At 68.7% G+C, this 26,735-nt stretch carries 23 protein-coding genes; 11 read left to right on the top strand and 12 right to left on the bottom strand.

Annotated elements, in window-relative coordinates; all coding sequences use genetic code 11:
• Positions 1 to 58: 58 nt before the first annotated feature.
• A complete protein-coding gene (locus SB751_RS08845; RefSeq protein ID WP_250025822.1) occupies positions 59 to 1,123 on the bottom strand; it encodes a VWA domain-containing protein in 1,065 nt (354 codons plus the stop codon).
• Positions 1,124 to 1,198: 75 nt separating this feature from the next.
• Here SB751_RS08845 and SB751_RS08840 point away from each other — a divergent pair, with 75 nt between their 5' ends.
• The 4 genes from SB751_RS08840 to SB751_RS08825 are packed head-to-tail and all read left to right on the top strand — an operon-like array spanning position 1,199 to position 5,221.
• Positions 1,199 to 2,149, top strand: coding sequence for a S1C family serine protease (locus SB751_RS08840; RefSeq protein ID WP_144198453.1), 951 nt, complete (start codon positions 1,199 to 1,201; stop codon positions 2,147 to 2,149).
• 12 nt (positions 2,150 to 2,161) lie between these two features.
• Positions 2,162 to 3,175, top strand: a complete 1,014-nt coding sequence (locus SB751_RS08835) for an AAA family ATPase (protein ID WP_144198456.1) — start codon at positions 2,162 to 2,164, stop codon at positions 3,173 to 3,175.
• Positions 3,153 to 4,169, top strand: a complete 1,017-nt coding sequence (locus SB751_RS08830; protein ID WP_144198458.1) for a DUF58 domain-containing protein — start codon at positions 3,153 to 3,155, stop codon at positions 4,167 to 4,169. Before SB751_RS08835 ends, SB751_RS08830 begins: the two co-directional genes overlap by 23 nt.
• On the top strand, positions 4,166 to 5,221 hold the full coding sequence (locus tag SB751_RS08825) for a VWA domain-containing protein (protein ID WP_144198461.1): 1,056 nt from the start codon (positions 4,166 to 4,168) through the stop codon (positions 5,219 to 5,221). The genes SB751_RS08830 and SB751_RS08825 overlap by 4 nt, the downstream gene beginning before the upstream one ends.
• A 38-nt stretch (positions 5,222 to 5,259) precedes the next feature.
• Here the strand turns inward: SB751_RS08825 and SB751_RS08820 are convergent, their stop codons facing one another.
• The 3 genes from SB751_RS08820 to SB751_RS08810 form a co-directional block, all read right to left on the bottom strand.
• Positions 5,260 to 5,967 (bottom strand): cysteine hydrolase family protein, encoded by a 708-nt coding sequence (locus SB751_RS08820; RefSeq protein ID WP_144198464.1) that lies wholly within the window; start codon positions 5,965 to 5,967, stop codon positions 5,260 to 5,262.
• 31 nt (positions 5,968 to 5,998) lie between these two features.
• On the bottom strand, positions 5,999 to 6,985 hold the full coding sequence (locus SB751_RS08815) for an alpha/beta fold hydrolase (protein ID WP_144198467.1): 987 nt from the start codon (positions 6,983 to 6,985) through the stop codon (positions 5,999 to 6,001).
• A 100-nt stretch (positions 6,986 to 7,085) separates the two neighbouring features.
• Entirely contained in the window at positions 7,086 to 7,676 is a 591-nt protein-coding gene (locus SB751_RS08810; protein WP_250025820.1) for a TetR/AcrR family transcriptional regulator, read from the bottom strand.
• A 227-nt stretch (positions 7,677 to 7,903) separates the two neighbouring features.
• Between SB751_RS08810 and SB751_RS08805 the strand changes: the two genes are divergently transcribed.
• The 4 genes from SB751_RS08805 to SB751_RS08790 all read left to right on the top strand — a co-directional run bounded on the left by SB751_RS08805 (position 7,904) and on the right by SB751_RS08790 (position 12,645).
• Positions 7,904 to 9,412, top strand: coding sequence for an efflux transporter outer membrane subunit (locus tag SB751_RS08805; RefSeq protein WP_211943362.1), 1,509 nt, complete (start codon positions 7,904 to 7,906; stop codon positions 9,410 to 9,412).
• Positions 9,409 to 10,584, top strand: coding sequence for an efflux RND transporter periplasmic adaptor subunit (locus SB751_RS08800; RefSeq protein ID WP_244844791.1), 1,176 nt, complete (start codon positions 9,409 to 9,411; stop codon positions 10,582 to 10,584). Before SB751_RS08805 ends, SB751_RS08800 begins: the two co-directional genes overlap by 4 nt.
• A 7-nt stretch (positions 10,585 to 10,591) precedes the next feature.
• Positions 10,592 to 12,124 (top strand): MFS transporter, encoded by a 1,533-nt coding sequence (locus tag SB751_RS08795; RefSeq protein ID WP_144198478.1) that lies wholly within the window; start codon positions 10,592 to 10,594, stop codon positions 12,122 to 12,124.
• A gap of 80 nt (positions 12,125 to 12,204) precedes the next feature.
• The gene (locus SB751_RS08790; RefSeq protein ID WP_144198481.1) at positions 12,205 to 12,645 is read left to right on the top strand and encodes a MarR family winged helix-turn-helix transcriptional regulator; all 441 of its coding nucleotides are present in this window, start codon (positions 12,205 to 12,207) and stop codon (positions 12,643 to 12,645) included.
• 15 nt (positions 12,646 to 12,660) lie between these two features.
• Here the strand turns inward: SB751_RS08790 and SB751_RS08785 are convergent, their stop codons facing one another.
• The 3 genes from SB751_RS08785 to SB751_RS08775 are packed head-to-tail and all read right to left on the bottom strand — an operon-like array spanning position 12,661 to position 17,021.
• Complete coding sequence (locus SB751_RS08785; RefSeq protein WP_410747949.1) at positions 12,661 to 14,316, bottom strand: DHA2 family efflux MFS transporter permease subunit; 1,656 nt, start codon at positions 14,314 to 14,316, stop codon at positions 12,661 to 12,663.
• On the bottom strand, positions 14,273 to 15,559 hold the full coding sequence (locus SB751_RS08780; RefSeq protein ID WP_410747948.1) for an HlyD family efflux transporter periplasmic adaptor subunit: 1,287 nt from the start codon (positions 15,557 to 15,559) through the stop codon (positions 14,273 to 14,275). Before SB751_RS08780 ends, SB751_RS08785 begins: the two co-directional genes overlap by 44 nt.
• Positions 15,560 to 15,593: 34 nt before the next feature.
• Positions 15,594 to 17,021: an efflux transporter outer membrane subunit gene (locus tag SB751_RS08775; RefSeq protein WP_244844793.1), complete on the bottom strand. Its 1,428-nt coding sequence runs from the start codon at positions 17,019 to 17,021 to the stop codon at positions 15,594 to 15,596.
• A 387-nt stretch (positions 17,022 to 17,408) separates the two neighbouring features.
• Between SB751_RS08775 and SB751_RS08770 the strand changes: the two genes are divergently transcribed.
• Complete coding sequence (locus SB751_RS08770; protein ID WP_410747947.1) at positions 17,409 to 19,001, top strand: ATP-binding protein; 1,593 nt, start codon at positions 17,409 to 17,411, stop codon at positions 18,999 to 19,001.
• Here the strand turns inward: SB751_RS08770 and SB751_RS08765 are convergent.
• Positions 18,998 to 20,230, bottom strand: a complete 1,233-nt coding sequence (locus SB751_RS08765) for a CaiB/BaiF CoA transferase family protein (RefSeq protein WP_244844788.1) — start codon at positions 20,228 to 20,230, stop codon at positions 18,998 to 19,000. The genes SB751_RS08770 and SB751_RS08765 overlap by 4 nt on opposite strands.
• 2 nt (positions 20,231 to 20,232) lie before the next feature.
• Positions 20,233 to 21,024: an enoyl-CoA hydratase/isomerase family protein gene (locus SB751_RS08760; RefSeq protein WP_211943359.1), complete on the bottom strand. Its 792-nt coding sequence runs from the start codon at positions 21,022 to 21,024 to the stop codon at positions 20,233 to 20,235.
• A gap of 141 nt (positions 21,025 to 21,165) precedes the next feature.
• Here SB751_RS08760 and SB751_RS08755 point away from each other — a divergent pair, with 141 nt between their 5' ends.
• The gene (locus tag SB751_RS08755) at positions 21,166 to 22,158 is read left to right on the top strand and encodes a LysR family transcriptional regulator (protein ID WP_211943358.1); all 993 of its coding nucleotides are present in this window, start codon (positions 21,166 to 21,168) and stop codon (positions 22,156 to 22,158) included.
• A gap of 38 nt (positions 22,159 to 22,196) precedes the next feature.
• Here the strand turns inward: SB751_RS08755 and SB751_RS08750 are convergent, their stop codons facing one another.
• From SB751_RS08750 to SB751_RS08740, 3 genes are read right to left on the bottom strand one after another with little or no spacing between them, the layout of a single operon-like run.
• Positions 22,197 to 23,177 (bottom strand): Bug family tripartite tricarboxylate transporter substrate binding protein, encoded by a 981-nt coding sequence (locus SB751_RS08750; protein ID WP_410747946.1) that lies wholly within the window; start codon positions 23,175 to 23,177, stop codon positions 22,197 to 22,199.
• A 27-nt stretch (positions 23,178 to 23,204) separates the two neighbouring features.
• Positions 23,205 to 24,260, bottom strand: coding sequence for an acyl-CoA dehydrogenase family protein (locus SB751_RS08745; protein ID WP_250025815.1), 1,056 nt, complete (start codon positions 24,258 to 24,260; stop codon positions 23,205 to 23,207).
• Complete coding sequence (locus SB751_RS08740) at positions 24,257 to 25,408, bottom strand: acyl-CoA dehydrogenase family protein (protein WP_144198505.1); 1,152 nt, start codon at positions 25,406 to 25,408, stop codon at positions 24,257 to 24,259. The genes SB751_RS08745 and SB751_RS08740 overlap by 4 nt, the downstream gene beginning before the upstream one ends.
• 285 nt (positions 25,409 to 25,693) lie before the next feature.
• Between SB751_RS08740 and SB751_RS08735 the strand changes: the two genes are divergently transcribed.
• Positions 25,694 to 26,728 carry a Bug family tripartite tricarboxylate transporter substrate binding protein gene (locus tag SB751_RS08735; RefSeq protein ID WP_410747945.1) on the top strand — a complete coding sequence of 345 codons (1,035 nt, stop codon included), beginning with the start codon at positions 25,694 to 25,696 and terminating at the stop codon, positions 26,726 to 26,728.
• The last annotated feature ends 7 nt before the right edge of the window (positions 26,729 to 26,735 follow it).

Below are 26,735 nucleotides of genomic sequence, written 5' to 3'. Positions count from 1 at the left end.
AGGCGCCGGGGCGCCGGGGCACCTTGCGGGTGCCTCGGCATGCCGGCGCTGCCGGTACTCACCGCCGGAACCACAGCATCGACAAGGCGCACGCCGCCACCAGCAGCAACACCGACGCCGCCGCCAGCAGCGCGCTCACCTCGGTTTCCTTGTGTTCCAGCGCAAAGCGGGCACTGAGCTGGCGATAGACCTGGCTCAGGTCGGCTGCCGACCCCGCCTGGAAGTACTCCCCGCCCGTTATCGTCGCCACCGCGCGCAGCGCCGGTTCATCGAGCTGCATGAAATAAGACAGGTTCGATTCCCCCGCCGCGCCGCCCTGCGTGGACCCAAACCCCACCGTATAGACACGCACGCCCCGCTGGGCCGCCATGCGCGCGGCTTCCGCCGGGTCCGGGCCTGTGGTGCGCCGTCCGTCACTCAGCAGGATCACCGCGCCGTGCCGATACGAGCCCGGCTGCACCGCCTCCCGTTCCTGGTCGCGCTTGCGCGCGGCATCGGCCGACGCGGCCTCGTCCAGTGAGCGTGGGCCGCGCCCGGGGCGGGCCGACATGCCATTGAACAGGATGTCTTCCAGGTCGATGCCATCGTCGGGAAACAGCACCGCCAGTGCCTGGATCAGCCCACTGCCGGTTGCCGTGCCGCGCTGGAGCTGGAAGCGTTCGAGTGCTTCCAGCATGTCCTGCCGGTTGTTGGTGGGCGGCAGCACCACCGTGGCAGTGGTGGCGAAGGACACGATGCCCAGGCGCACATTGGCCGGCAGCCCGATGATGAGGTCCCGCGCCGCCTGCTGCGCGGCGCTGATGCGCGTGGGCGCCACGTCGGTGGCCTCCATGCTGCGGGAGATGTCCATGGACAGGACCAGCGTGACGGTGTCCGATGGCAGGGTGATGGTGGCGCTGGGGCGCGCGCATGCCAGCAGCGCCAGGGCCAGCGCCACGAAGAACAGCAGGGGTGGAATATGGCGCCGCAGCCGCTGGCGCGAGCCCAGCGCGGCGCGGGGCAGCGCCAGGCTGGCATAAAGCAGCGCGGTCTTCTTCCGCCGTGCCAGCAGATAGAGATAGGCGGCGGCCAGCAGCGGAAGCGCCAGCAGCAGCCAGAGCATTTGCGGCCAGAGAAACTGCATGCCCTGCTCCTTGGCGCGTGAGTGAGAACGATGGTACTGTATTTTCCACGGCGGGACGGGACCTCGGGAGCAGCAATGAAACGGGTGACGATCTACGGATGGCTCTCGGCGGCAGTCGCGCTCGTGTTCATCGCTGGCGTGGGCGTCGCCTGGCTGATGCAGCCGGCCTCGCCGCGCGCGCCCACGCAGGCAGACATCGATTCTGCCGTGCTCCATACGCTGCAAACCAAAAGCCTGCCGTCGCGCACGGCGCGCGCCGCAGAGGCAGTGCGCGAGTCAGTGGTGGAAGTCCGCAGCTACGCGCCAGGGGAAGACAAGGCGAAGCCGGCACCGGCGGCGCCTGACAGCAAGCCGGCGCCATCCGCCAAGGCACCCACCAGGCCGTCGCCAAAATCCTCGCCAAAGTTCTCCGCACCTTCGCCCACGCCAACCCCCGCCCCGCCGCGTGACGAAATCGCCGCGGAAGGCATGCCCGACCACAAGACCGAGGAGCGCCAGATCGGTACCGGCGTGGTCGTGACCGAAAGTGGCATCGTCATCACCAATCACCACGTCATTGCCGACGCCAGCCGCGTGGAAATCCGCTTCCATGACGGGCACATCGCCGAGGCTTCCATCCTCCAGGCGATTCCGGAAAAGGACATCGCCATCCTCCAGGCCAAATCCATCCCCGACGACCTGCCGGCGGCCACGCTCGGCTCCAGCCGGGAGCTGGCGCCCGGTGCCGAAGTCGTGGCGGTGGGCTTTCCGTTCGGCATCGGCCCGTCCGTCTCCGCCGGCGTGGTGTCCGGGCTGGACCGCCAGTTCGTCTCGCCGGACAACAAGCAGAAACTGGACAAGCTGATCCAGTTCGACGCCGCCGCCAACCCGGGCAACTCGGGCGGGCCGCTGGTCAACATGAACGGCGAGGTGGTGGGCATCGTCACGGCCATCCTCAATCCCAACAAGGACGGCACTTTCCTCGGCATTGGCTTTGCCATCACGATCGAAAGTGCCGGCGCATCCATCGGATCTTCTCCCTTCTAGACGCGGAGGCCTATGAACGACGAAGCCCGCAGCGCTGCAGACAGCGCCAACCTGATGGAACGCCTGCTGTACGAGGTGAAGCGCGTGGTGGTGGGGCAGGACCACTTCCTGGAGCGGGTGCTGGTGGCCGTGCTGGCCGGCGGGCACCTGCTGGTGGAAGGCGTGCCGGGCCTGGCCAAGACGCTGACCGTCAACACCCTCGCCCGCACCATGCGCGGCACCTTCAAGCGCATCCAGTTCACGCCCGATCTGCTGCCCGCGGACCTGGTCGGCACCCGCATGTACAACCAGGGCACCGGCGAGTTCTCCACCGTGCGCGGGCCGGTGTTCACCAACCTGCTGCTGGCCGATGAAATCAACCGCGCGCCGGCCAAGGTGCAGAGCGCACTGCTGGAGGTCATGCAGGAGAAGCAGGTCACCATCGCCGGGGAGACGCACCGCGTGCCGGCGCCCTTCCTGGTCATGGCCACGCAGAACCCGATCGAGACCGAGGGCACCTACCCGCTGCCGGAGGCGCAGGTAGACCGCTTCATGATGAAGGTGCTGGTGGGCTACCCGAGCGAGGAGGAGGAGGTCGTCATCGTCAATCGCGTGACCGGCCCGCGCATCCACGTCGGGGCGATCGCCACGCCCGAGCATCTGGTCGAACTGCAGGAAGCCTGCCGCAAGGTCTACGTCGACCCGGAACTGATCCAGTACGCGGTGCGCGTGGTGGCAGCCACCCGCAAGCCGGGCAACTACGGTCTGGCCGACATGGATCGCTACGTGTCCTTCGGCGCCAGCCCCCGCGCCACCATCGGCCTGATCGAAGGCGCCCGCGCGCTGGCCTTCCTGCGCGGCCGGCACTATGCCGTGCCGGAAGACGTGGTGGACCTGGTGCCCGATGTCCTGCGCCACCGGCTGGCGCTCTCCTACGAGGCCATGTCCGATGGCATGACGGCGGATCAGCTGATCGCGCGCATCCTCAAGGCCCTGCCCGTGCCAGAGCGGCCGCTGGAAGCCCATGTTCGGGCGGCTGCTCGCTAGGCGCCGGGCCGGCCCGGACGCCGCTGCCCCGCTCCCCCCGGTCCCGCCCCCCGCGGAGGCGCCGCTGGGCGGCCCGCGCGCCAGCCAGACCGAGGTGCTGGTGCGCCGCCTGGAGTGGACCGTGGTGCGCCGGCTCGATGGCATGCTCCAGGGCGACTACCGCACCCTGTTCCGCGGCTTCGGGCTGGACCTTGCCGATCTGCGCGAATACCGTCCCGGCGACGATGTGCGCCACATCGACTGGAACGTGACCGCGCGGCTGCAAACGCCGCATGTGCGCGAGTTCCAGGAAGACCGCGAGGTGGCGGTCTGGTTCCTGCTGGACCTGAGCGGCTCGATCGATTTCGGCTCCGGTACGGTGCGCAAGCGCGACCTGCTGAACGACTTCACCACCGTGCTGGCGCTGCTGCTGACGCGCTATGGCAACCGGGTGGGCGCGGTGTTCTACGGCGGCGCGGGCGAGATCGCCACGTCGGTGATACCGGCGCGTGCGGGGCGCCGCCAGTTGCTGCACCTGCTCGACCGCATGCAGGCCACGCCCGCCGCATCGCCGGGCGACACCCGGCTGCGTGACCTGCTCGAGCGCGCGCGGTCCGTGGCGAAACGCCGCTCCGTGATGTTCGTGGTCTCAGACTTCATCAGCGCGCCGGGCTGGCAGGCATCGCTCGCCATGCTGGCCCGGCGCCACGAAATCGTCGCCGTGCGGCTGGTCGATCCACTGGAAGTCGCCTTGCCGGACCTCGGGCTGGTGGTGCTGCAGGATGCCGAAACCGGCGAGCAGATGTTCGTCGACACCCATGACCCGGCCTTCCGCAAGCGCTTTGCGGCCGCCGCCGAGGCGCGCGAGGCCGAACTGCGGCAGGGCTTCGCGCGGGCCGGCGTGGAGTGCCTGACCCTGTCGACCTACGCCCGGCTGGATCTGGCGCTGCTGCACTTCGCCCGGCAGCGCCGCCATCGGCAGCAAGGGGCCGCGAGCGGCGCGGGGGCAGCATGATCGATGCGATGAGCGGCCTGCCCCTCTTCAGTTTCCTGTGGCCGGAAATGCTGTGGCTGCTCGGCTTCGTGCTGGTGCTGGGGGCCGCCTATGTCTGGCTCGATGCGCGCCGGCGCCGTGTGGCGGTGCACTATCCCGCGCTGCGCACCGTCGGCCTGACCCCCACCGGCGGCGCCGGCTGGCGCCGGCACGTGTCGCCCGTGCTGGCCCTGCTGGCCCTGAGCGCGCTGATCTTCGCCATCGCCCGCCCGCAGGCCGTGCTGATGCTGCCCTCCCGCATCGAAACCGTCATGCTGGTGATGGACCTGTCCGGCAGCATGCGCGCGCAGGACGTGAAGCCTACCCGCATCCGCGCCGCCCAGCAGGCCGCCAAGGTGCTGCTGGATGCCCAGCCCTCGGGGGTCAAGGTGGGCGTGGTGGCAATGGCCGCCACGGCGGCGGTGGCGCAGGCGCCCAGCCGCAACCGGGAAGACGTGGCCAGCGCCATCGACCGCCTGAAACCGCAAGGCGGCACGGCGCTGGGCAACGGCCTGCTGATCGCGCTCACGACCCTGCTGCCGGAGGCCACCACCGACGCGGCGCTCCTCATGGACGACGACATCCCCCCGCAGAAGACCGCCGATGCGCTGGGCGGCGACGACAAGCGCCCCGGCGCCTACGCCTCGGGCGCCATCGTCCTGTTCTCCGACGGCGAAAGCAACGCCGGCCCGGCGGTAGCCCAGGCCGCCCAACTCGCCGCCGCGCACGGGGTCCGCATCTATACGGTGGGGGTCGGCACCACCGACGGCGTGGTGCTCTCGGTGGATGGCTGGTCAGCCCGGGTCAAGCTCGACGAGCAGGTGCTGAAACAGGTGGCCGACATCACCGGCGCCGAGTACTTCCGCCTGGAAGACGCGAGCCAGCTCAGGAAGGTGTACCGCGCCCTCAGCGCCAGGCTGGCATTCGACAAACGCAACCAGGTGGAGATCACCGCGTTCTTCGCGGCGCTGGGCGCCTTGCTGGCCGGCTGCGCCGGATTGCTGTCGCTGTGGTGGTTTGGGAGGGTGTTGTAGGGCGCCTCCGAACTGCCTACCCGGCGGCCTCAGGCGGCTTACGGCGCCAGGCGCCTGACCGTCTCGTCGGTGTCCCAGAGCGCGTTGGCGATGTAGCGGAAGTTGACCAGCGCCGCATGGTAGCCGTCGCCCTCGGGTAGCTTGGGGCCGGCCACGGCATCGCGCACCACCGCCACCTCGAAACCCTGTTCGAGGAGGTCGCGCAGATGGGACTCGACGCACAGGTTGGCCGCCATGCCGGCGAGGATGACCTGATCCACCCGCTGCTTGCGCAGTTGCAGCACCAGATCGTTGGCCTGCGGCCCATAAAGCTTGTGGGTCGAGCAGATGATGGTCTCGCCGTCCTCGATGTAAGGCTTCAGCTCGGGCATGAAATCGGCGCCCGAGTCGCGGAAGCCTTCCAGCGTCAGCGCGCCGGGGCGGTCGAACATGCCCACGGCATGCTGGAACATCTCCGCCGGGCCCAGCACCTTCCACTTGTGGTCGTGCGGAAAGTAATAGTGCGGGGAGATGGCGACGCAGATGCCGGCCTGCTTCGCCGCCGCGAACAGGCGGACGAGGTTGGGCACCAGGTTCTGCTCGGTCACGCTCTCCCCCACCACGCCCCAACTCCGGCCTTCGGGGCTCATGAAGTCGACTTGCGGGTCGATCACGACCAGCGCGGTGCGCGCAAGGTCCAGCGTCAGGCTGGCGCTGGGCAGGGCCGGCTCGGCCGGGTCAGTGTAGGCAGGGTTGTGATTGCACATGGCGGGGGCCTTTCAAGTTGGGTTGCGCAGGTCAGCTACGGAGGAACGCCAGCAGGTCGGCGTTGAATTTTTCCTTGTGGGTGTCGGTCAGCCCGTGCGGCGCGCCCGGGTAGACGATCAGCCGGGAGTTCTTGACCAGCTTCGCCGAGGCGCGGCCGGCAGCGTCGATCGGCACGATCTGGTCGTCGTCGCCGTGGATGATGAGCGTGGGCACGTCGATCTTCTTGAGGTCTTCCGTGAAATCGGTTTCCGAGAAAGCCTTGATCGAGTCCAGGGTGTTCTTGTGTCCGCCCTGCATCCCTTGCGCCCACCAGGCGTCGATCAGCCCCTGCGACGGCTTGGCGCCCGGTCGGTTGAAGCCGTAGAACGGGCCGGACGGCACGTCGCGGTAGAACTGCGAGCGGTTGGCAAGCTGGGCCGCGCGCAGCCCGTCGAAGACCTCCAGCGGCAGGCCGGTCGGATTGGCCGGCGTCTTGACCATCAACGGCGGCACGGCCGAGACCAGTACGACCTTGGACACGCGCCGCGTGCCGTGGCGGCCGAGATAGCGCGCCACTTCGCCGCCGCCGGTGGAGAAGCCCACCAGGATGGCGTCCCGCAGGTCGAGGGTTTCGATCACCGTGGCGAGATCGTCGGCATAGTGATCCATGTCATTGCCCTGCCACGGCTGGCTGGAGCGGCCATGGCCACGGCGATCATGCGCCACGGCGCGGAAACCCGAGCTGGCCACGAGCAGCATCTGCGACTCCCAGCTATCGGAACTCAACGGCCAGCCATGACTGAACACCACGGGCCGACCCGATCCCCAATCCTTGTAGTAGAGCTGCGTGCCGTCGCGGGCGGTGATGTAGCTGCCGTGCGGCTTGCCCGCTGTCGCGGCGCTGGCCCCCTTGGCAGCCTGTGCGGCTTCGGCGCCGCCGGGAAGGCTGGTGGCCACCAGCGCGGAGGCTGCGGCGGCGCTGCCGAGCAGCAGGTTACGGCGTGACACGCGATTCGGGAGACTCTGATTGGAAGACATGGCGACACTCCTTGCTTTACTACAGGGTTGAGAAAGGGGATGGACCACTGCACGCCTTTTTATATACGACCAGTCGTCTATTAATAGGCGCAAAAAAATTTCAGGACAACAAGCGCTTGAGCGTGACATCCAGGAAGCGCTGACAAGGCGCACCGCTGCGCTCGACCTTCGCGCGCAACACGGCCCCTTCCCACGCTTCGATCACCACCGCCGCCAGCGGCGCGGCATCGACGTCCTGGCGCAACTCCTGCCGCACCTTGGCCTCCTCGATGCAGGCTACCAGCATCCCCTGCCAGCTGGCGAGGATGCCTTCCAGCGCCTTGCGGACCTCGGCGCTGGCATTGGACAGTTCGAGAGACAGGTTCCCGACCAGGCAGCCCAGCTTGAAAGCCTGCGCGGCGTGGTCTTCCACCAGCAGTTCGAACAGCTTTTCGATCCGCTCGAGCGGCTTGATCCGGGCGTCGTACATCACCACCCCGTGCCGGCGCTCGATAGACGCCCAGTACGCACAGAGAACTTCGGCCGCGAAGGCTTCCTTGCTGTCGAAGTAGCTGTAGAAGGAGCCCTTCGGGACCGCCGCAGCCGCCACGATGTCCTGCACGCCGGACGCGTTGAAGCCCAGTTCGTGGATCACACGTCCACCTTTGGACAGCAGTCGCTCGCGGATCTCGGGGTTGGCGGGTCTTGGCATGGTTGTCGTGCTCGGCTGGTATGGAGCGAAATATAGACGACTGGTCGGCTATCGTCAAGCACTGTCCGCGCGTCGATTGGTGCCCGCGCGGCAACATCGTGCGTGTCGCCAGGGCACTACCGGCAGGCGTCACGGCCCCCTACATTGCCAGCAGGCAACCGGCCTGTCGTCGGGGCCGATGTTCAGCCCCGGCCATGTCGTCCGGGCGAAGGTTGCGGAGAAAGGTGATGGCGAAGCCAAAGACGCGTACCGTGCCGGCCTGGGTATGCCTTGGCGTACTGGGCGCGGCGGCGTTCCTGCCGGGCTGCGCCAGCATGACGGGGCTCAAGACGCAGGCCACGGTCGAAGATCCCAACCGCCTGACCGCCACCGCATCGCTCGCGGGCACGCCCCTGTCGCCGGCCGCCTGGCCGGACCGCGCCTGGTGGGAAGGCTTTGGCGATCCGCAGCTCACCGCGCTGGTCGAAGCGGCGCTGGCCGGGCAGCCCACGCTGCGTATCGCCGCCGCGCGGGTGCGCCAGGCCGATGCGCTCGCCGGCGGTGCCGAATCCGCCTTGTATCCGCAGGTCAACCTGAGCGCCCGGACCACGCGCCAGCGCTTCAGCGAGAACGGTCTCGTGCCACGCCCGCTCGCAGGCAGCTGGAAGTGGTCCAGTGACGTGCAGCTTGGCCTCGGCTACGAACTCGACTTCTGGGGCAAGAACCAGGCCGCGTTCGACGCCGCGCTGGACCGCGTGCGCGCCGCCGAGGTCGATTACCACGCGGCGGAACTGATACTGACCACGTCCGTCGTGCGCACCTACCTGCGGCTCGACGCCGCCTACGCCCAGCGCGCGCTGACCGAGCAGACCTACCGCCAGCGCCAGAACACGCTGGACCTGACGCGCCGGCGCGTGGATGCGCAGCTCGACTCCGCCTTCGACATGAAGCAGGCCGAGGCGGCCCTGCCCGCCACGCGCGAGCGCCTTGCCGCCATCAACGAGATCATCGCGCTGACCCGGAACCAGCTCGCGGCGCTGGCGGGCAAGGGCCCGGATGCCGGCGCCGAGGTCCGCCCCCCGCAACTGCGCGACCGCTACGCGGCGGCGGTGCCGGCCACCCTGCCCGCCGAACTGATCGGCCGCCGGCCGGACGTGGTGGCGCAGCGCTGGCGCGTGGAAGCGGCGAGCCACGACATCCGCGCCGCCAAGGCCGAGTTCTATCCGAACATCAGCCTGAACGCCTTTGCCGGCCTGCAGAGCCTGAGCCTGTCCGACTTCCTGACCGCGGGCAGCCGCACCTTTGGCATTGGCCCGGCGCTCTCGCTGCCGATCTTCGACGGGGGCCGGCTGCGCGCCAATCTCGGCGTGCGGCAGGCCGAATACGACGCTGCCGCGGAGCAATACAACGCCACGCTGGTCACTGCGCTGCACGATGTCGTCAACCAGCTGGTGTCCCTGCGCTGGCTGGCCGAGCGCGCCAACGAGCAGCAGCAGGCGCTGCAACTGACGCAGGAGGCCTATGACATGGCCGTGTCGCGTTATCGCAGCGGCGTTGGCAACTATCTGCAGGTGCTGTCCGCCGAGGGCCAGGTCCTGCAGCAGAAGCAGTTGCTGATCGACATTGAAACCCAGGAGCGTACGTTGCACCTCGAACTGATCCGCGCGCTTGGCGGCGGGTATGACACCGCGACAGCCCCGGCCTCCCCTGCCCCCCCGGCCCAGCGCGGCGGTGCGGCCACCCGGAGCGCATCTTGAATCCCGCCAGCCAACCCAATCCCGCGCAAGACCCTGCAAAACCGGCCGAGGTCCGCCCGGCCCGGCGCTGGCGCATCGCCGGCAGCGCCTTGCTCGCCCTCCTGCTCGCCGCCGCAGCCGGCTACTGGCTGCAATATGGCCGGGACCAGGTCTCGACCGAAGACGCCTATGTCGAAGGCAACGTGGTGCAGGTCACCCCACAGGTGGGCGGGGTGGTCACCGCGATCCTCGCCGACAACACGGATCTGGTCACCACGGGCGTGACGCTGGTCGAACTCAATGGCGTGGATGCCCAGTTGGCGCTCGCGGCGGCGCAGGCCCAGCTGGCCCGCACGGTGCGGCAGGTACGCGGGCAGTTTGCCGCGGTCGGCCAGGATCGCGCCAATGTGGCGATACGCACGGTAGATCTGGCGCGGGAGCAGGAAAACATGACGCGGCGCACGGCGCTGGTCGCAAGCGGGGCGATCTCGGGCGAGGAACTGATCCACGCGCGGCATGCCGTACGCGCTGCGCAGGCCGCGCTGACCATGGCCAGCGAGCAGCTCAAGCGCAACCAGGCGCTGGTGGAGCGGACGTCGGTGGGGTCTCACCCCGACGTGCTCGCCGCCGCCGCGCAGGTGCGCAATGCCAGCATCGCCCTCTCGCGCACGCGCATCGCGGCGCCGGTGGGGGGCGTGGTGACCAAGCGCTCCGTGCAGGTGGGGCAGCGCGTCAGCCCGGGCGTGTCGATGATGTCCGTGGTGCCGCTGGATCAACTGTGGGTCACGGCCAACCTGAAGGAGTCGCAATTGCGCGATATCCGCCTCGGCCAGCCGGTGACGCTCACCACCGACCTGTACGGCCGACGGGTGGTGTATCACGGCCGCGTCATCGGGCAGGACGCCGGCACTGGCAGTGCGTTTGCGCTGCTGCCGGCGCAGAACGCCACCGGCAACTGGATCAAGGTGGTGCAGCGCGTGCCGGTGCGCATCGCGCTGGACCCGGCGGAAGTGACGGCCCACCCGCTGCAGATCGGCCTGTCGATGAAGGTGGCCGTCGATACGCGCGCGCGGGACGGCAAGCGGCTGGTGGCCATTGACGCACCGGGCCAGAACTACCGCACCACGGTGTTCGCGGACGAGCTGGCGCACGCCGACGAGGCCGTGCGCCGCATCATCGAAGAGAACTCCTAGGCACGCCATGACTTCCGCCATGACTGCGGCGCCGCCCCGCCGCCTGCTGCTGACGATAGCCGCGCTGACCACGATCGACTTCCTCCAGAACGGCATGGTCGCCTTTGCCGCCGCGCCGATCATGGGGGAGATTGGCGCGAGCCCGGACCAGTACAGCACCCTCGCGGCGGCCTACGCCAGCGTGGCCGTGGTGGTGATCGCCCTGCAACGCTGGATCGTGGAGCGCGCGGGATGGCGGCGCTATCTCCAGGGGTCGCTGGGAGCGGCGGCGCTGGGGGCGCTCCTGTGCGCCCATGCCGACAGCTACGAAACCTTCCTGGTCGCCCGCATGGTCATGGCGCTCGGCTGTGCCGGCATGGTGACCTCATCGCGGCTGACGGTGAACCTGATCCCGCCCGGCCCGGCCCGGTTCTTCGGCATCAAGGCGTTGGCATCCGGCGTGTGCTGCGGCATGGCGCTGGCACCCTGGCTGGCCTCCGCCATCGTCAGTGCAGACCGCTGGCCGCTGATCTTCTGGCTGGTGGCCGGGTGCGCGCTGGCACTGCTGCCGGCCACCAGCGTCCTGCCCGAGGCCACGGCGCCGCCCGCGCAACGCTCGGATGCCCATCCGGTGCGCCTCGCGGCGCTGGCCGTGGGCAGCTTCCTGGTCCTGTATGTCCTGCAGCGTTCCTACTACGATTTCTACGCCGACCGGCTCTGGCTGGTAATCGGCGCCGTCGCGGGCGGCGCCGCCCTGCTCGGCTTCATCTGGGCGGAGTCCCGCAGTGATCGCCCGCTGCTGAAGCTGCGCAATCTGGTTGAACCGCGCTACCTGAGCGGGCTGGCGCTGTTCACGTTCTGCTACGTCACCCTGGGCGCGAACGGCTACCTCCTGCCCATCGCCCTGCAGCGCTCGCTGGGGCATGCCTGGTCCACCGCCGGGCAGTTCTATGCGATGGGACTCTCGGCGGGTGTCCTGACCTGGCTGACCGTTTCGCGCCTGCTGCCGCGCTGGCCCAGTCCGCGCAAGTACTTCGTCACCGGCTTCCTGGCGCTGGCCGTCTCGGCCTGGATGATGAGCCGGATGCCGCCCGCGCCCGACCTGTGGGGCGACGTGCTGCCCGCGCTCGCGCTGTACGGGGTCTTCATCATGATTCTGATGCCGGTCACGGCCATGCAGACCTTCAGCGGCGTGGCGCACGACGAGTCCGTGTTCTCCAACGCGCAGCAGACCAAGAACATGCTGGGGCAGATCGGCCAGGCGCTGGGGGTGACCATCGCCACGGTGGGCCAGCAATGGCTGACCACGTGGCACTACAGCACGCTGCATGACACCATCTACCCGGGCAGCCCGCAGTTCCAGGACGCCCACGCACGCTTCACGGCGGCGATTGCCGCGTCGTCCGATCCGGCGCGCGCCGCCGAACTCGCCACGGCGCAGATCGCGCAGGTACTGGCGCAGCAATCCGCCCTGCTGGCCAATCTCGACCACTTCCGCGCGCTCGCCGTCGTGGCCGTGCTGGCCATCGTCGTGAGCCTGACCCAGAAGGTGATTCGCTGAGCGCGCCGATGCTGGCGCCCGCCCTTCCCATTGACTGACGCATCAGATACATTGACGGCTCCTGGCTTACCCGAGGCGCCGTGAAACACTACAACCGCGAGAACTTCCAGCTGACGCAGAGCGTTGGCTTCCACCTGAACAAGGCCCGCAACGGGCTGCTGATGGAAGTCGACGCGGCGCTGCGGCCGCTGGACATTACCGGCCAGCAGATGGGCATCCTGCTGTCGCTCACGCAAGGCGCGGCCAGCACGCCGCTGGAGATCAGCAAGCTGCTGGAGATCGACACCGGCCTGATGACGCGCATGCTCGACAAGCTGGAGAGCAAGGGCATGGTGCAGCGGCAACGGAGCGAGGCAGACCGCCGCGTGGTCAACCTGATCCTGACCGACAAGGGCCGGGACGTTGCCAGCCGCATTCCCGACATCGCCCCGGACGTGCTGAACCACCGCCTGCGCCATTTCACCCGGGACGAGTTCAGCGAGTTCCTGCGCCTGCTGCGCAAGTTCACCGAAGACGCCTGAGCCGCAGGCGGCCCCTCAGTGGGCTGCCGCAGCGGCGCCCGACATTGCGCCCTTGGTGGGCCGCGTCAGCCAGATCAGCGGCACGATGGCGACGAAGATCACCGCCGAGACCCAGAAGATGTCGTTGAGCCCGAGCATGATGGCCTGCGCATTCAAGCCGCGTTCGAAGAACGCCACGGACTGGCCTGGCGACAGATGCATGGCCGACTGGATCGACTCCAGCGCGGCGGTATAGCGCGGATTGCCCGGGCTGGCCTGCTCCGCAAGCCGGGCGTGGTGGAGCACCGCGCGATCGTTCCACACCGTGGTGGCCAGCGACGTGCCGGCCGCGCCAAAGAAGACCCGCACGAAGTTCGACAGGCCAGCTGCCGCCGGAATTTTCTCCGGCGGCAGGCCGGAGAGGATGATGGCCGTCAGCGGCACGAAGAACAGCGCCATCGGAATACCCTGCAGCAGCGTGGGCAGCACCAGCGTGAAGGTATCCACGCCAGTCGTGTACTGCGAGCGCATGAAGAACACGGCGGCAAAGCCCAGGAAGGCCAGCGTGGCCAGCACGCGCAGCTCCGCCTTCGGCAGCAGCTTGCCCACGACCGGCGCCAGCAGCACGGCAAAAATGCCCAGCGGCGCCGTGACGAGGCCCGCATTGACCGCCGGATACGCCAGGTATTGCTGCATCCACTGGGGCAGCACCACGAGGTTGGCGAAGAACAAGGCAAAGCCTACCGAAATCGCCGCCGTGCCCACCAGGAAATTGCGGCCCTTGAACAGGCGCAGGTCGATGATCGGGTCCGGCTCGGTCAGCTCCCAGATCACGAAGAACAGGAAGCTGAGCAGCGCTACCACCCCGAGCGCGATGATCACCGGCGACGCAAACCAGTCGAGATCCTTGCCCTTGTCGAGCATGATCTGCAGCGCCGCCACCCAGGTGATCAGCGATGCCAGCCCGACCGTGTCGATCGGCAGCTTGCGCACCGGCGATTCGCGGTCGCGATAGACCGCCCAGGTCACGGCGGCGGCGAACAGCCCCACCGGCACGTTGATATAGAAGATCCAGGCCCAGGAATAGCTGTCAGTCATCCATCCGCCCAGCGCCGGGCCGGCGATTGGCCCCACAGTGGCCGTCATGGCCCACAGCGCCAGCGCCTGGGAACTCTTCTCCTTCGGAAACGAGCCGAGCAGGATGGCCTGCGACAGCGGAATCAGCGGGCCGGCCACCGCGCCCTGCAGGATGCGTGCGGCCAGCAGCGCGGTCAGGTTCGGGGCGATGCCGCACAGCCATGACGCCAGCACGAACAGCAGCAGCGAGCCGACGAACAGGCGGATCTGCCCCACGCGCTGCGTGAGCCAGCCCGTCAGCGGAATGGCCACGGCGTTGGCGGCCGCGAACAGTGTAATGACCCACGTGCCTTCATGGACGGACACGCCGAGGTTGCCGGAGATGGTGGGAATCGCCACGTTGGCGATCGACGAATCCAGCACGTTCATAAAAGTGGCAAGCGCCACGGCAAAGCTGCCCAGCACCAGCTTCCCGCCGGTGAGCGGCGGGGGCGGCTGGAAGGCGGTCGCGGTAAACATGATGCGGCTCCGGTAGCGGTGATGGCGGGGTGATGGCGGAGTGGTGCCAGGGTTAAGACGCGGTGCGCGTGCGCGTTTGCTCGCCGCCTCGCTCACGCTTGCGCGCAGCGCTCTGCTCGCCGCCCTGCCCCTGGTTCCGCGCGATGATGCGGGCGATCTCCACGTCCGCCTCGGCGCCGTATTGTCGGAACACGTCGGTGCTGTACGTGGTTCGGGCCGGCTCGGCGGCGCTGCGTGTGGCGTTGCGTGTGGCGCTGCGTGTGGCGTTGCGCGTGGCATCCAGGGCATCGCCGCGCGCCTTGGTTTCCACGTCCACCTGCATGGACAGCCCGATCTGCAGCGGATGCGCACGCAGTTCGGCCGGGTCGAGGGCGATGCGCACCGGCAGGCGCTGCACCACCTTGATCCAGTTCCCCGTGGCGTTCTGCGCCGGCAGGGCCGAGAACGCGCTGCCGGTACCGGCGGAGAAGCCCGCCACCTTGCCGTGGTAGGTCACCGTCCTGCCGTAGAGGTCGGCATGCAGGGCCACCGGCTGGCCGATGCGGATGTGCTTAAGCTGGACTTCCTTGAAGTTGGCGTCCACCCAGACGCCGTCCAGCGGCACGATGGCCATCAGCGGATTGCCGGGCGCCACCCGCTGCCCCACCTGCACGGACCGGCGCGCCACATAGCCGGTGACCGGCGCCGGCAGCGTATTGCGGGCATTGGCGAGGTAGGCGTCGCGCACGCGTGCGGCGGCGGCCTGCACGCTGGGGTGGTCGGCCACGGCGGCCCCGTCGGTCAGGGCATGGTTCGAGGCGAGTTGCTGGCGGGCCGTCTCCAGCGCGGCGTCGGCGGACTTGACCGCATCGCGGGCATGGGCGATGTCCTCCACCGCCACGGCGCCGGATTCGGAAACCGCGGTGCGGCGCCGCAGATCGTCACGCACGCGCGCCACGTCGGCCTCCCGCTGCCGCACGGTGGCGGCCAGCACATCGTTATTGATATAGAGCGCGCTCACCTGCCGGACGGTCTGGCCCAGCGCGGCCTCGGCGCTGGCCAGCGCAATGCGGGTATCGGCCGGGTCCAGCGTCACCACCGGCTCGCCGGCGCGCACGATCTGCGTGTCGTCGGCATTGACCGACACCACGGTGCCGCTCACCTGCGGCGTCAGCTGCACGAGGTTGCCGTTGACGTAGGCATCGTCGGTGTGTTCTTGGAAGCGGGCCACGCCGTAGTAGTAGGCGCCATAGCCTGCGGCGGCCAGGAGCGTGGTCAAGCCCAGCAGGGCCAGCAGGCGCTTGCGGGTCTTCGGCGCGGTGCCGGACGGCTGGCCGGCGGAGGTGGGAGTCGAGGTCATGAGAGGGTCCGTTATCGAGGAAAAGGAGGGCGGATCAGCGGGCTGCCGCTGTCGGCTGGGCATCAGCGACGGTCGCGGCGGTCTCGGTGTACCCGCCGCCGAGCGCGGTCGCCAGCGCGATCTGGCGGTCGCGGCGTTGCATGCGCAGGTTGGTCACCACCTGGCTGCTGGCCAGCGCTGTGGTCTGGGCGTTGAGCACGGTCAACTGCGTGGTCAGGCCACCCTGGTACTGGGCCATCGCCAGCCGGAGCGCGCGCTGCGCGGCCTCGTCGGACCGCGTGGCGTTGACCAACTGCGCGTCCACCGCGCGGATATCGGCCAGTTGCGTGGCCACATCGGTCAGCGCCTGGATCAGCGTGTCGTTGTAGTTCGCCACCGCGAAGTCGAACTCGGCATAGCGGCCCTTGAGCTGGGCGCGCAGCGCGCCGCCATCGAAGATCGGCAGGTGGATGGCCGGCCCGGCCGATGCCGTGCGGCTCGCCGCGCGCAGGAAGCGGCCCCAGCCAAAGGCATCGAGGCCGATGGCCGCGCTCAGGTTGATATCCGGATAGAACTCGGCCTTGGCCACCTTGATGTCGTGCGTGGTGGCCTCCACGCGCCAGCGCGCGGCCACGATGTCCGGGCGGCGCGAGACGAGGTCGGCGGGCAGGTTGGCCGGCAGATGGATCTCGTCGCCCACGCCGAGCGTGGGACGCGCAATCGCCAGGCCGCGATCCGGCCCCTGCCCCAGCAGCGCGCCCAGTTGGTAGCGCGTGCGCTGGATATTGCCTTCCAGCGCGGAGACCGTCACCTGCGCTGCCGCCAGATTGGCCTCGGCGGTACGGAGCTCGACTTCGGTGTCGAGCCCCATCCTCACCCGCCCCCGCGCCACGCGCAGCACTTCGGTGCGCTGGACCCCTTCGTCGCGCGCAATGTCGAGCAAGGCGTAGAGCCGCCCCAGCTCGTTGTAGCTGCGGGCGATGGTGCTCGACAGCGTCAGCCGCACCTGCTCGGCTTCGGCCTGGTTGGCGTGCACCTTCGACACGGCCGAGCGCAGCGCCTCGCGGTTCTTGCCCCACAGGTCCAGCTCGTAGCTGGCGCCGAGGAAGGCCTTGTTTTCCGATTGCCAGGTCCCGGCAAACGCGGGCGGAATGAAGGTGCTTTCGGTCAGGCGCTGGCGCGTCCAGCTATAGCCGGCGCCCACCTGCGGCAGCGTGTTGGCGTTGGCGGTCTCGCTGAACGCCACCGCCGCCGCCACGCGGGCGCGGGCCTTGTCGAGCGTCGGGCTGTCCTGCAGCGCTTCCGCGATCAGCGTCTTGAGTTGCGCATCCCCGAACTGGTCGGCCCAATCCGCCGCCGGCCACCGGCCCTGCTCCGCCGGAAGGCTCTGCGCCGTGGCGTATTGGCCGGGCTGCGCCATCTGGCTCTCGCTCCGCATGCCGGCGTAGTTCGCACAGCCCGCCAGCACCGCTGCTACCACCATGGCCACCGGGGCCGACAGCGCCGGCAGCGTCGGCAGCGCCGGCAGCGCTGGTGCGGCCAGGCGGCGCGCCCCGGGCGGCATTCCGTTTGATTGTTCGAACATTATCTGACCTGTCAGTTAAACGTGCAAAAAAGTGGCGCAGCGTCGGCTCCTGTAAAATCCGGCCGGACTGCGCATTGTTTGCCCGAACAATAATTGACAGGTCAGTAAAAAACAAGCCCTGAATGGACGTTTGTGCGTGCACGTGGCGAAGGCGACAGAAAATGCCTGAAACGCCACAGATCCGCCGGTATCGCGTCCGTCATCTCAGTTGTTCGGGTTTAGCGCTACCATCTGAACCGAGCTCCAGCTGCGGAACACCAGATTCGCCCTTCCCTGTCCTCCCCCATGCCCCACGCCCTCGAAGTCCCCCCGCAAACCGTCGACAAATGGCAAGACATCGTCAACCTGCTCGCCGAGATCATGAGCGTGCCGTCCGCACTGATCATGCGGGCGAAGGCGCCCAATATCGAAGTGCTGGTATCGAGCCACTCGGCAGGCAATCCTTATGAGGCGGCCGAGACCGCCCCGCTGGATACGGGACTGTATTGCGAGACCGTGATGGAGACCCGCCAGCCACTGCTGGTGCCGGATGCCATCGCGGACGTGGACTGGAATGCCAACCCGGATATCAAGCTGGGCATGATCTCCTACATGGGGCTCCCGATCAGTTGGCCCGATGGCGAAGTGTTCGGCACGATCTGCGTGCTCGACCGGAAGAAGAACGCCTACAGCGACCAGTTTCTCCGCCTACTGGCAATGTGCCGGGACATCCTGCAGGCCGACCTGAACATGCTGATGGCCTTGAGCGGCCAGCTCGCGGAAAGCCAGGCCAGGATCCGGCGCCTGGTGGACTCGGACATCATCGGCATTTTCCTGTGGGAGGTGGAAACCCAGGTCATCGTCGAGGCCAATGACGCCTTCCTGCGCCTTGTTGGCTACGACCGCGAGGACTTGCGGTCGCGCGGCATGCGCTGGACCGCGATGACCCCGCCGGATTGGCTCGAGGTGGATCTGCGAGACCGGTTGCCGGTGCTCAAGCGCAGCGGCCACCTGCAACCGTTCGAGAAGGAATACTTCCGCAAGGATGGCAGCCGGGTGCCGGTGATGATGGGCGTGGCCCGGTTCGAGGACGGCGGCAAGCAGGGCGTCGCGTTCGTGCTGGATTTGACCGAACGTAAGCTCGCCGAAGCCGAAGCGCGCGAGAGCGAGCGCCGCTACCGGGAAACCCAGAACGCGCTGGCGCACGTCAACCGGGTCACGACCATGGGGCAGCTCACGGCCTCCATCAGCCATGAGCTGAAGCAGCCGATCGGCGCCTGTGCGATGAACGCCAGCGCGGGCCTGCGCTGGCTCGGCGCGGTGCCGCCGAATCTGGAGGAAGCGCGCCTCGCCTTCGAGCGGATCAACAAGGATGCCCGGCAGGCCAGCGACATGATGAGCCACATCCGCGACCTGTTCAAGAACGCCCCGCTGCAAAAGGAGGGGGTGCAGATCAACGAGGCGATTCGCGAGGTCATTTCGCTGACGCGCGGCGAAGTCGTCCAGCATGGCGTGGCAGTGCAGATGCAGCTCGCTGAAGATCTGCCACCGGTCAAGGGCGACCGCGTCCAGCTGCAACAGGCCTTGCTGAACCTCATCATGAATGCCGTGGAAGCGATGAGCACCGTGGAGGACGGCCCCCGGGAACTGACCGTCCGTACCGCCGCCGATGCGGACCACACCGTGGTGGTCACGGTGCGTGACTCCGGACCGGGCGTGCCGCCCGAGCACGCGGCGCGCCTGTTCGAACCCTTCTGCACCACGAAGTCCAGCGGCATGGGCATGGGACTGACGATTTGCCGATCGATCATCCAGGCCCATGGCGGCACCCTGGAGCTCTGCGAGAACGAAGCGCGCGGGGCCTTGTTCCAGTTCACGGTGCCCACGCTCGACGCCTAGCGGGCGTTCCCGGCAATCATCGCCGCGATCTCGGCGACGTCCATCCCCGTCTCCCCCAGCACCTCGGCCGTATGCTCGCCCAGCGCCGGCGCCGGGCGGTGGATCGCGGTCGGGGTTGCGGAGAACCTGGCCGTGGGGCGGATCTGGCGAATCGGCCCAACCACCGGATGCGTGGACTCCTGGAACAACCCCACCTCGCGCAGATGCGGATGCGCGGGCAGTTCATCCAGCCCGTAGATCGGTGTGGCGGGGATGTCCACCCGCTCGCACATCGCCATCCATTGGGCCGTGGTCCGTTCTGGCGCCAGTTCGCGCAGATGACCGTACAGGGCCTGGATATGCGCATTGCGCGCGCGCCGGCTGGCGATGTCGTAGCGGCTGGCGAGGTCGTTCCGCCCCACCTCGGCAAAGAAGGCGTGCCAGTGCTTCTCGGTGTAGGGCAGCAGGCTCATCCAGCCGTCCGCCGTGCGCACCGGCTTGCGCCCGCCGCCGAGCAGCCGCGCGTAGCCAGCCTTGCCCGGATTGGCCGGGAACGTCATGCCGCCCATATGCTCGGTCAGCACGAAGGCGGTCATGGTCTCCAGCATCGGCACCTCCACGTACTGCCCCGTGCCGTGCCGCTCGCGATGGAACAGCGCCGCCAGCACTGCGTTGGCCACCGCGAGGCCCGTGGTCTTGTCCGCGATCAGGCTCGGCATGTAGTCCGGCGCGGCACCATCCCCCGACGCGGCCCCCACGAAACCGCACGCGGCCTGGATGATGTCGTCGAACGCCGGCTTGTCGCGGTGCGGCCCGTCCTGGCCAAAACCGGTGGCGGCGCAGTAGACGATGTCCGGCTTCAGCGCCGCCACGGCCGCATAGCCCAGGCCCAGCCGCTCGATGGCGCCAACCCGCATGTTGTGGATCAGCACGTCCGCCGTGGGGATCAGCCGCGCCAGCGCCTCGCGCCCCGCCGCGCTTTTCAGGTCGAGCACGATGGAGCGCTTGTTGCGATTCAGCGCGAGGAAGATCGAACTCATGCCCGCGTGATGCACCACGCCGTTGGCGCGCATGAGGTCGCCTTCGGGCGCCTCTACCTTGATCACGTCGGCGCCCATGTCGGCCAGCAGCTGCGTTGCCATCGGCCCCAGCACGACCGAGGACAGGTCCAGCACACGTACCCCGTGCAGCGGGCCGGCGGCAGCCGGCGCGTCGGGCATCGATCGATCGCTCTTGGCAGTCCGCTCCATGTTCAGCGCCCCTGGAATTGCGGCAGGCGCCGCTCGGCCATCGCCGCCACGCCTTCGCGGAAGTCCTCGCTGGCGAACTCCTTCAGTTGCGCCGCCAGTTCCTGCCGGTTGACCTCGGCAATGCGGTCCGCCAGCCCCTGCCGCAGCGTGGCGCGGGTGCTGCGCACAGCCAGCGGCGCGGAGATGGCGATCTCCTGCGCCAGCGCGTGGGCCTGCGCCAGTTCGTCGCCAGGCTCGGCCAGCACGTCGGCCAGGCCGATCTCCACGGCGCGCGCGCCATCGATGCGCCGGCCCGTGTAGAACAGCAGCGCCGCCTGCTGCTCGCCGATCAGGCGCGGCAGCGTCACGCTGAGGCCGAAGCCCGGATGAAAGCCGAGCCGGTTGAAGTTCACGCTGAAGCGCGCGTCGCGGCTGGTCACGCGGAAATCCGCAACGAGCGCCAGCCCCACGCCCGCGCCAACGGCCGCACCATGCACGGCGGCCACGATCGGCTTGGCCGTGCGGAACAGGCGCATGGCCTGCCGGTAGAACGGGCTGGGGTCGCGCGCCACGCTGCTGTCCTGCGCGCCGAAGTTGGCGCCGGCGCAGAACGCCTTGCCCTCCGCCGCCAGCACGATGGCGCGGCACTGGGGTGTTTCGTCGAGCGCGGCGAAGACTTCGGCGAGCTGCGTCATGCAGGGCTCGTCCACGTAATTGTGCGGCGGGCGACGCAGCGTCACCTGCGCCACATGGCCTGTCATGGCGACCTGGACCATGTCGGTGGAAAGCTCGGACACGGCACGTTGCGTAGGCATGGGGGGCTCCTTCGGTTGGATGGCGCGCATCGGGCGCCACGAATAGTGGGTTATGTCTGGATCGATATACACTGCAGGGGTCCACCGGACGCCCCGCCAGGGGCCAGGTCCGGCCTCAACATACAAAACCTAGGGACATCGATGGAGCAAGGAGACAGCCTCGCCGGACCGGGGGGCGACACATCAGGCAACACCACGGGCGGCCGACGCCTGCCGCTCGCGGACCTGCGCAAGAAAGACCTCAACCTGCTGGTGGTGCTTGCCGCACTGCTGGAGGGCAACAGCGTGAGCGAGGCCGCCAAGCGGCTCGACAGCACGCAGCCGTCCACCAGCCGCATGCTGGAGCGGCTGCGCGACGAAATCGGCGACCCGCTGCTGATCAAGAGCGCGCTGAAAATGCTGCCGACCCGCCGCGCCCAGGAATTGCAGCCGATGCTCGAAAGCGTGCTGCGCCTGATCGAGCAAATCTACACCCAGGCGGCCGACTACGATCCCACGCTGGAAACCGGCTCCTACGCCATCGGCATTAACGACTCCCTGCAGGCCGTGATCGCGCCCGGCTTCCTGGAGGCGCTGCGCCAGACCGCGCCGCGTGCGCGCGTGCGCATGCAGCCGGTGCCGATGCCGAGCGGCGTCAGCGCGCTGTCCAGCGGTGCCATCGACGTCATGGTGGCCTTCCACCCCGCCGAGGAGCACGAATCGCTGCGCGCGGAACTGCTGTTCAACGCGCAGTTCGGCTGCCTGTGCGCCACCGGCAACCGCCAGATCGGCGACCACCCGACGCCGGCCAACCTGACGCCGCTGCCCTGCCTGGACGTCTCGCAGTTCGGCCTCGTGACCAAGCTGATCGACCGTTACTTCGGCGCCCACGGCACCACCCGCAACATTGTCGGCACGCTGACCAGCTATCTGGCTGTGGCCGACGCCGTGGCGGGCACCGCCATGTACGCGATGGTGCCCGGCTACCTCGCCCCGCTGCTGTGCCGCCACACCGGCGTGCGCTTCGCGCCGGTGGTGGACCCGCTGCTGACCGTGCCGGTCCACCTGTGCTGGCACAACAACGTCCACACGCACCCCTTCGTGTCGGTGCTGCGCACGCTGCTGACGCAAGCCGCCGCGCCGCTGGCGCGCTGACGTCCCGGGTAGTCCATGACGGCTGCGTCCCATCGCGGCTACTCCGGACGGATGCCCGCTGCCTGCGCCACCCGGCGGAAGCGCGCCATCTCGGTCTGATGGAAGCTGCGCATGGCATCGGGGTCGTAAGGCATCAGGCTGGACCCCGAGCGCGCCACGTAGGCGGCGGACTCCGGCGTCTTCAGGATGGCCTGCATCGTCGTGGCCAGCCGGGCGACGATATCGTCCGGCGTCTGCGCGCGCACGTAGAACGACACCCAGCTGTACTGGATGTAGTCCGGATAGCCGCTCTCGCGCACCGTGGGCACATCCGGCAGCTCCGGATGCCGGCGCTCGCCAGACACCGCCAGCGCGCGCAGCTTGCCCTGCTTCAGCAGCGGCAGCGCGCCGCCGGTATCCACCAGCGCCAGGTCAAGCTGGTTGCCGAGGATGTCGGCCATGATCTGCGCCTGTCCCTTGTAGGGGATATTGGTAAAGCGGATGCCCGCGAGCGACCCGAACCAGACCGCCGCCAGCTGGTAGCCAGCGGAGTAGGTGCCGACGTTGAACGGCCGCTCCTGCTTCTTCGCCGCCGCAGCCAGGTCGCCCATGGTCTTCAGCGGCGACGTCAGCGGCACCACGAACACATTCATATTGCGGCTCAGGCCCGCCACCGGGCGCAGATCGGCGACGGGGTCATAGGGCAACTGCTTCGTGACGAGGGGATTGACCGACATCGGCGAATTGCTGGCCAGCAGGATCGTGTAGCCGTCCGCCGGCGCGCTCTTGAGCGCCTGGATGCCGATCACGCCATTGGCCCCGGGCCGGTTCTCCACCACCACCGCCTGGCCGAGTTCGCGCGCCAGCGCCTCGCCGTAGAAGCGCGCCGAGGCGTCCGAGCCGCTGCCGGGCGTGAACGGCACGATGATCCGCAACGGCTTCGAGGGGAAGTCCTGCGCGCGCTCGCCCGCCTGCGCCATCGACGCGTGGGCGAGCAGCGTGGCGGCCACCCCGGCCAGCATCGTCTTCAGCCATGTCATGGTGTCTCCCCGTGTGTCGTCTGAAGGCTAGGCCGCGGCGGTGGTCAGGTCCGCCCACAGCGCATCGCCGCCGCGCGCAATCGCGCGCCGGCCAATCTCGGCCGCCCAGTACGCCTCGGTGCCGCACTCGGCACGCCAGGCCCACACGCGCCGCGTGGATTGGTGCAGCGAATGCTCGTGCGTGAAGCCGATCGCCCCATGCACCTGATGCGCGATGGCGGCCGCGCGGCCGGCGGACTGCCCGCAGATCACCTTGGCGACCATCGCCGCCTGGGTCCAGTCCCCGGCGTCGACCGCCGCACAGGCGGACGCCACGGCCATGCGCGCGGCCACGGTCTCGTTGGCGAGGATGGCCAATTGCTGCTGCACCGCCTGGAACTTGCCGATCGGGCGGCCGAACTGCGTGCGCTCGTTGGCGTATTGCACGGTCTGGTTCAGGATGCGCTCCAGCAAGCCAGCGATGCCGATGGCCCGCGTCAGTGCGCCAAGCGCCTGCGGCGGCGCCGGCCATCCCGCAGGATCGCCGCGCACGGCGGCACTGTCCGGTACGCGCTGGACGGTCAGCCGATCGCGCGGCTCGTTGGCGAGGTTCACACCGGTTTCCACCGCCGCGGCGCCGGTCGCGGCGAGCAGCCAGAGCGGCGCCTTGGTCTCGGCGTCGATCGCCCGGATCAGCACATGGCCCACGTAGCGGCCCCACGGCACCGCCACCGGGCTGTCCAGTTCCCATCCATCGCCATGCAGGCACGCGCTGACGGGCACGGCAAGGTCGGCCATGCCGATCGGGCCGCCCGGCATCGACACGCCAAGCTGGTTCAGGACCCAGCCTGCCACCACGGTGTCCAGGAACGGCGCCGGGGCGTTGGCGCCGGCCAGCAGCACCGGCAGGCCCTCGGTCCAGCTGGCCTGCGCGCCCTCGTCCGCTTCCGGCACAAAGAGGCGGGTGAGGCCGCTGGCCTCTACCTGGTCCCACAGTTCGGCCGGCCACAGGCCGTGTTCCATCGCGTCGATCCGGGCCGGCGTCACGGCATCGGCAAAGAGACGGCTGGCGCTGTCCGCCAGCATGCGTTCGAGTTCGTTCATCGGACCCCCAGTCCCTTGGCAATGATGCCGCGCAGGATTTCGCGCGTGCCGCCGCGCAGCGAGAAGGACGGCACAACCTGTGTCAGATAGCGGTGCGTGGCCGCGAACGGCGAGCCGCTCCCCTGCAGGGCATCCCCGAACAGCTGGTGCGCCACTTCGGGAATCCGTTGTTCGAACAGCGCACCAAGGTCCTTGACGTTGGCGGCGGCCACCTGCGGGTTCTCCCCGCGATTCAGCATGGCCGCGATGCCGCGCGACATCTGCCGCAAGGTGGTCAGTTCCGCCACCAGCAGGCCCAGCTCCGTGGCCTGGCGGCTATCGGCAGCGTCGGCGTGGTCCAGCATCTCGGGCAGCAGCGCGTAGCTGCTCAGGTAGCGCTCGGGGCCGCTACGCTCGAACGTCAGCTCCGCCGTCACCTGCGCCCAGCCGTCGCCCTCCTTGCCGATCAGCATGCGGTCCGGCACGAACACATCGGTAAACACCACCTCGTTGAAGCCCTCTTCGCCGGAGAGGCTGCGGATCGGCCGTACCTGCAGGCCCGGCGCAGTCATGTCGACCAGGAACTGCGACAGGCCCTTGTGCTTGTCGTCGGCGCCGCGATCGGTGCGCACCAGCGCAATCATGTAGTGCGAGCGGTGCGCGTTGGAGGTCCAGAGCTTGGTGCCGTTGATGACCCAGCCACCCGCCACGCGGTCGGCGCGGGTGCGGATCGAGGCGAGGTCGGAGCCCGAGTCGGGCTCGCTCATCCCAATACAGAAATAGACCTCGCCACGGGTGATGCGCGGCACGATCTCGGCGGCAACGGCCGGATCGGCGTAACGCATCAGCAGCGGCCCGCTCTGCCGCTCGGCCACCCAGTGGCCGCCGACCGGCGCGCCGGCGGCAAGCAATTCCTCAAGGACCACGTAGCGTTCGAGCATCGAACGCCCCTGGCCGCCGAACTCGCGCGGCCAGGTCATGCCGATCCAGCCCTGCGCGCCAAGCGCCAGGCTGAACTCCGCATCGAAGCCGCTCCAGCTCTTGGCGCGCAACGGCCTTGGCCGGTCCGGCATGACCCGGGCGAGAAATGCCCGCACCTCGGCCCGCAATGGTGCCAGCGGCCCATCGGGCTCGGCTGGGCGGATCACTATCCTGGCGGCTGTGTCCACGCTGTCTCCTGTCGTTTTGGTGTGTCGCGTTGCCGGGGGCCCCGCGAAAGTGACGACGAGATTAGCAAGCCGCAGACGCCGCACCTATCGCACGGACGGCATATCCGAAATGCATGCGCGGGAGCCCGAGGCATGGTTTTCCCGTAGCCGGACCCGTGCCTGCGCGGCGCATACCGGCCCGCGCATAACGGATATGCCCCGCCGAACCTTGCCTCGGTGCGGCGCGAGCCAGTAGGCTCTTCCTCCATCAAACGACGACGGATCACCGTTGCGGAGGAGACCACCATGAGACACCGACAGGACAAGGTTCGCACCATCCCTCACCAAACCCGGCGCCGTACGCTGCACACGCTGGCCACGCTGGCGGCGGCTATCGGGCTGGCCCCGCTCGCTGCCCTCCCCGCCCTGGCGCAGGGCGATGCCGCCAGCTTCCCCAACCGGCCCGTGAAATTCATCGTGCCGTTTCCGCCGGGCAGCGGCACGGACACCGGCGCGCGCATCTTCGCCAAGAAGATCGGCGACCTCACCGGCCAGCCGGTCACGGTGGAGAACAAGCCGGGTGGCAACGGCTTTATCGGCGTGCAGACCGCGCTCAACGCGCCGGCCGATGGCTACACGGTCTTCATCGGCAGCAACTCCACGCTCTCCACCAACGCCGCCACGTTCCGCAAGCTGCCCTATGACCCGCTGACCGACTTCGCGCCGATCAGCCTGCTGACGCGCGGCCCGTGCCTGATCATCGTGCCGCCGAATTCGCCGTACAAGAACGTCGAGGAGCTGGTGGCGGACGGCAAGAAGCGCCCCGGCGCGCTCAACTACGCGAGCGGGTCGATGTCGTACACGCTGTATTCGGAATGGCTCAACGACATGACCGGCATGCGCACCACCGGCATCAACTACAAGGGGGCGGGCGATGCGATCAACGTGACGCTCTCCGGCACCGTGGACTTCGCGGTGGTGGACGCCAGCGGCGCCATCGAGCTGGTGAAGAGTGGGAAGCTGCGCGCGCTGGCGTACACGGCCCCGCAGCGCACCCACCTGCTGCCCGATGTGCCGAACGCGCAGGAGGCAGGCATTCCGCAGTTCCTGGCCTACAACTGGGTGGCCGCGGCGGTCTCGGCCAAGACGCCGCCGGAGCTGGTGCGCCGCTGGGCCACGCTGTTCCACCAGGCGGCAGAGACACCGGAACTCAAGGACTACTACAAGCGCCAGTCCACGACGGTCATCATGTCCAGCCCGGCCGAGATGCGCCAGTACCAGCAGGAGGAAATCCAGCGCTGGAAGCAACTGGCTTCCAGCGCCGGCATCCCCCTGCAGTAAGGGTCGC

It is taken from the genome of Cupriavidus sp. SIMBA_020, from assembly GCF_046535395.1.
Classification (GTDB): Bacteria; Pseudomonadota; Gammaproteobacteria; order Burkholderiales; family Burkholderiaceae; genus Cupriavidus; species Cupriavidus campinensis.
Note: the sequence above shows the minus strand (reverse complement) of the source record. Positions and strands in the feature narration are given on the sequence as shown.

Coding starts and splice junctions, on each gene's coding strand:
- SB751_RS08770 (WP_410747947.1), top strand. CDS start 17,409: ATGCCCCACGCCCTCGAAGTCCCCCCGCAAACCGTCGACAAATGGCAA.
- SB751_RS08805 (WP_211943362.1), top strand. CDS start 7,904: ATGGCGAAGCCAAAGACGCGTACCGTGCCGGCCTGGGTATGCCTTGGC.
- SB751_RS08760 (WP_211943359.1), bottom strand. CDS start 21,024: ATGCCTACGCAACGTGCCGTGTCCGAGCTTTCCACCGACATGGTCCAG.
- SB751_RS08840 (WP_144198453.1), top strand. CDS start 1,199: ATGAAACGGGTGACGATCTACGGATGGCTCTCGGCGGCAGTCGCGCTC.
- SB751_RS08845 (WP_250025822.1), bottom strand. CDS start 1,123: ATGCAGTTTCTCTGGCCGCAAATGCTCTGGCTGCTGCTGGCGCTTCCG.
- SB751_RS08775 (WP_244844793.1), bottom strand. CDS start 17,021: ATGGTGGTAGCAGCGGTGCTGGCGGGCTGTGCGAACTACGCCGGCATG.
- SB751_RS08825 (WP_144198461.1), top strand. CDS start 4,166: ATGATCGATGCGATGAGCGGCCTGCCCCTCTTCAGTTTCCTGTGGCCG.
- SB751_RS08735 (WP_410747945.1), top strand. CDS start 25,694: ATGAGACACCGACAGGACAAGGTTCGCACCATCCCTCACCAAACCCGG.
- SB751_RS08750 (WP_410747946.1), bottom strand. CDS start 23,177: ATGACATGGCTGAAGACGATGCTGGCCGGGGTGGCCGCCACGCTGCTC.
- SB751_RS08745 (WP_250025815.1), bottom strand. CDS start 24,260: ATGAACGAACTCGAACGCATGCTGGCGGACAGCGCCAGCCGTCTCTTT.
- SB751_RS08795 (WP_144198478.1), top strand. CDS start 10,592: ATGACTTCCGCCATGACTGCGGCGCCGCCCCGCCGCCTGCTGCTGACG.
- SB751_RS08815 (WP_144198467.1), bottom strand. CDS start 6,985: ATGTCTTCCAATCAGAGTCTCCCGAATCGCGTGTCACGCCGTAACCTG.
- SB751_RS08830 (WP_144198458.1), top strand. CDS start 3,153: ATGTTCGGGCGGCTGCTCGCTAGGCGCCGGGCCGGCCCGGACGCCGCT.
- SB751_RS08765 (WP_244844788.1), bottom strand. CDS start 20,230: ATGGAGCGGACTGCCAAGAGCGATCGATCGATGCCCGACGCGCCGGCT.
- SB751_RS08835 (WP_144198456.1), top strand. CDS start 2,162: ATGAACGACGAAGCCCGCAGCGCTGCAGACAGCGCCAACCTGATGGAA.
- SB751_RS08810 (WP_250025820.1), bottom strand. CDS start 7,676: ATGCCAAGACCCGCCAACCCCGAGATCCGCGAGCGACTGCTGTCCAAA.
- SB751_RS08755 (WP_211943358.1), top strand. CDS start 21,166: ATGGAGCAAGGAGACAGCCTCGCCGGACCGGGGGGCGACACATCAGGC.
- SB751_RS08780 (WP_410747948.1), bottom strand. CDS start 15,559: ATGACCTCGACTCCCACCTCCGCCGGCCAGCCGTCCGGCACCGCGCCG.
- SB751_RS08820 (WP_144198464.1), bottom strand. CDS start 5,967: ATGTGCAATCACAACCCTGCCTACACTGACCCGGCCGAGCCGGCCCTG.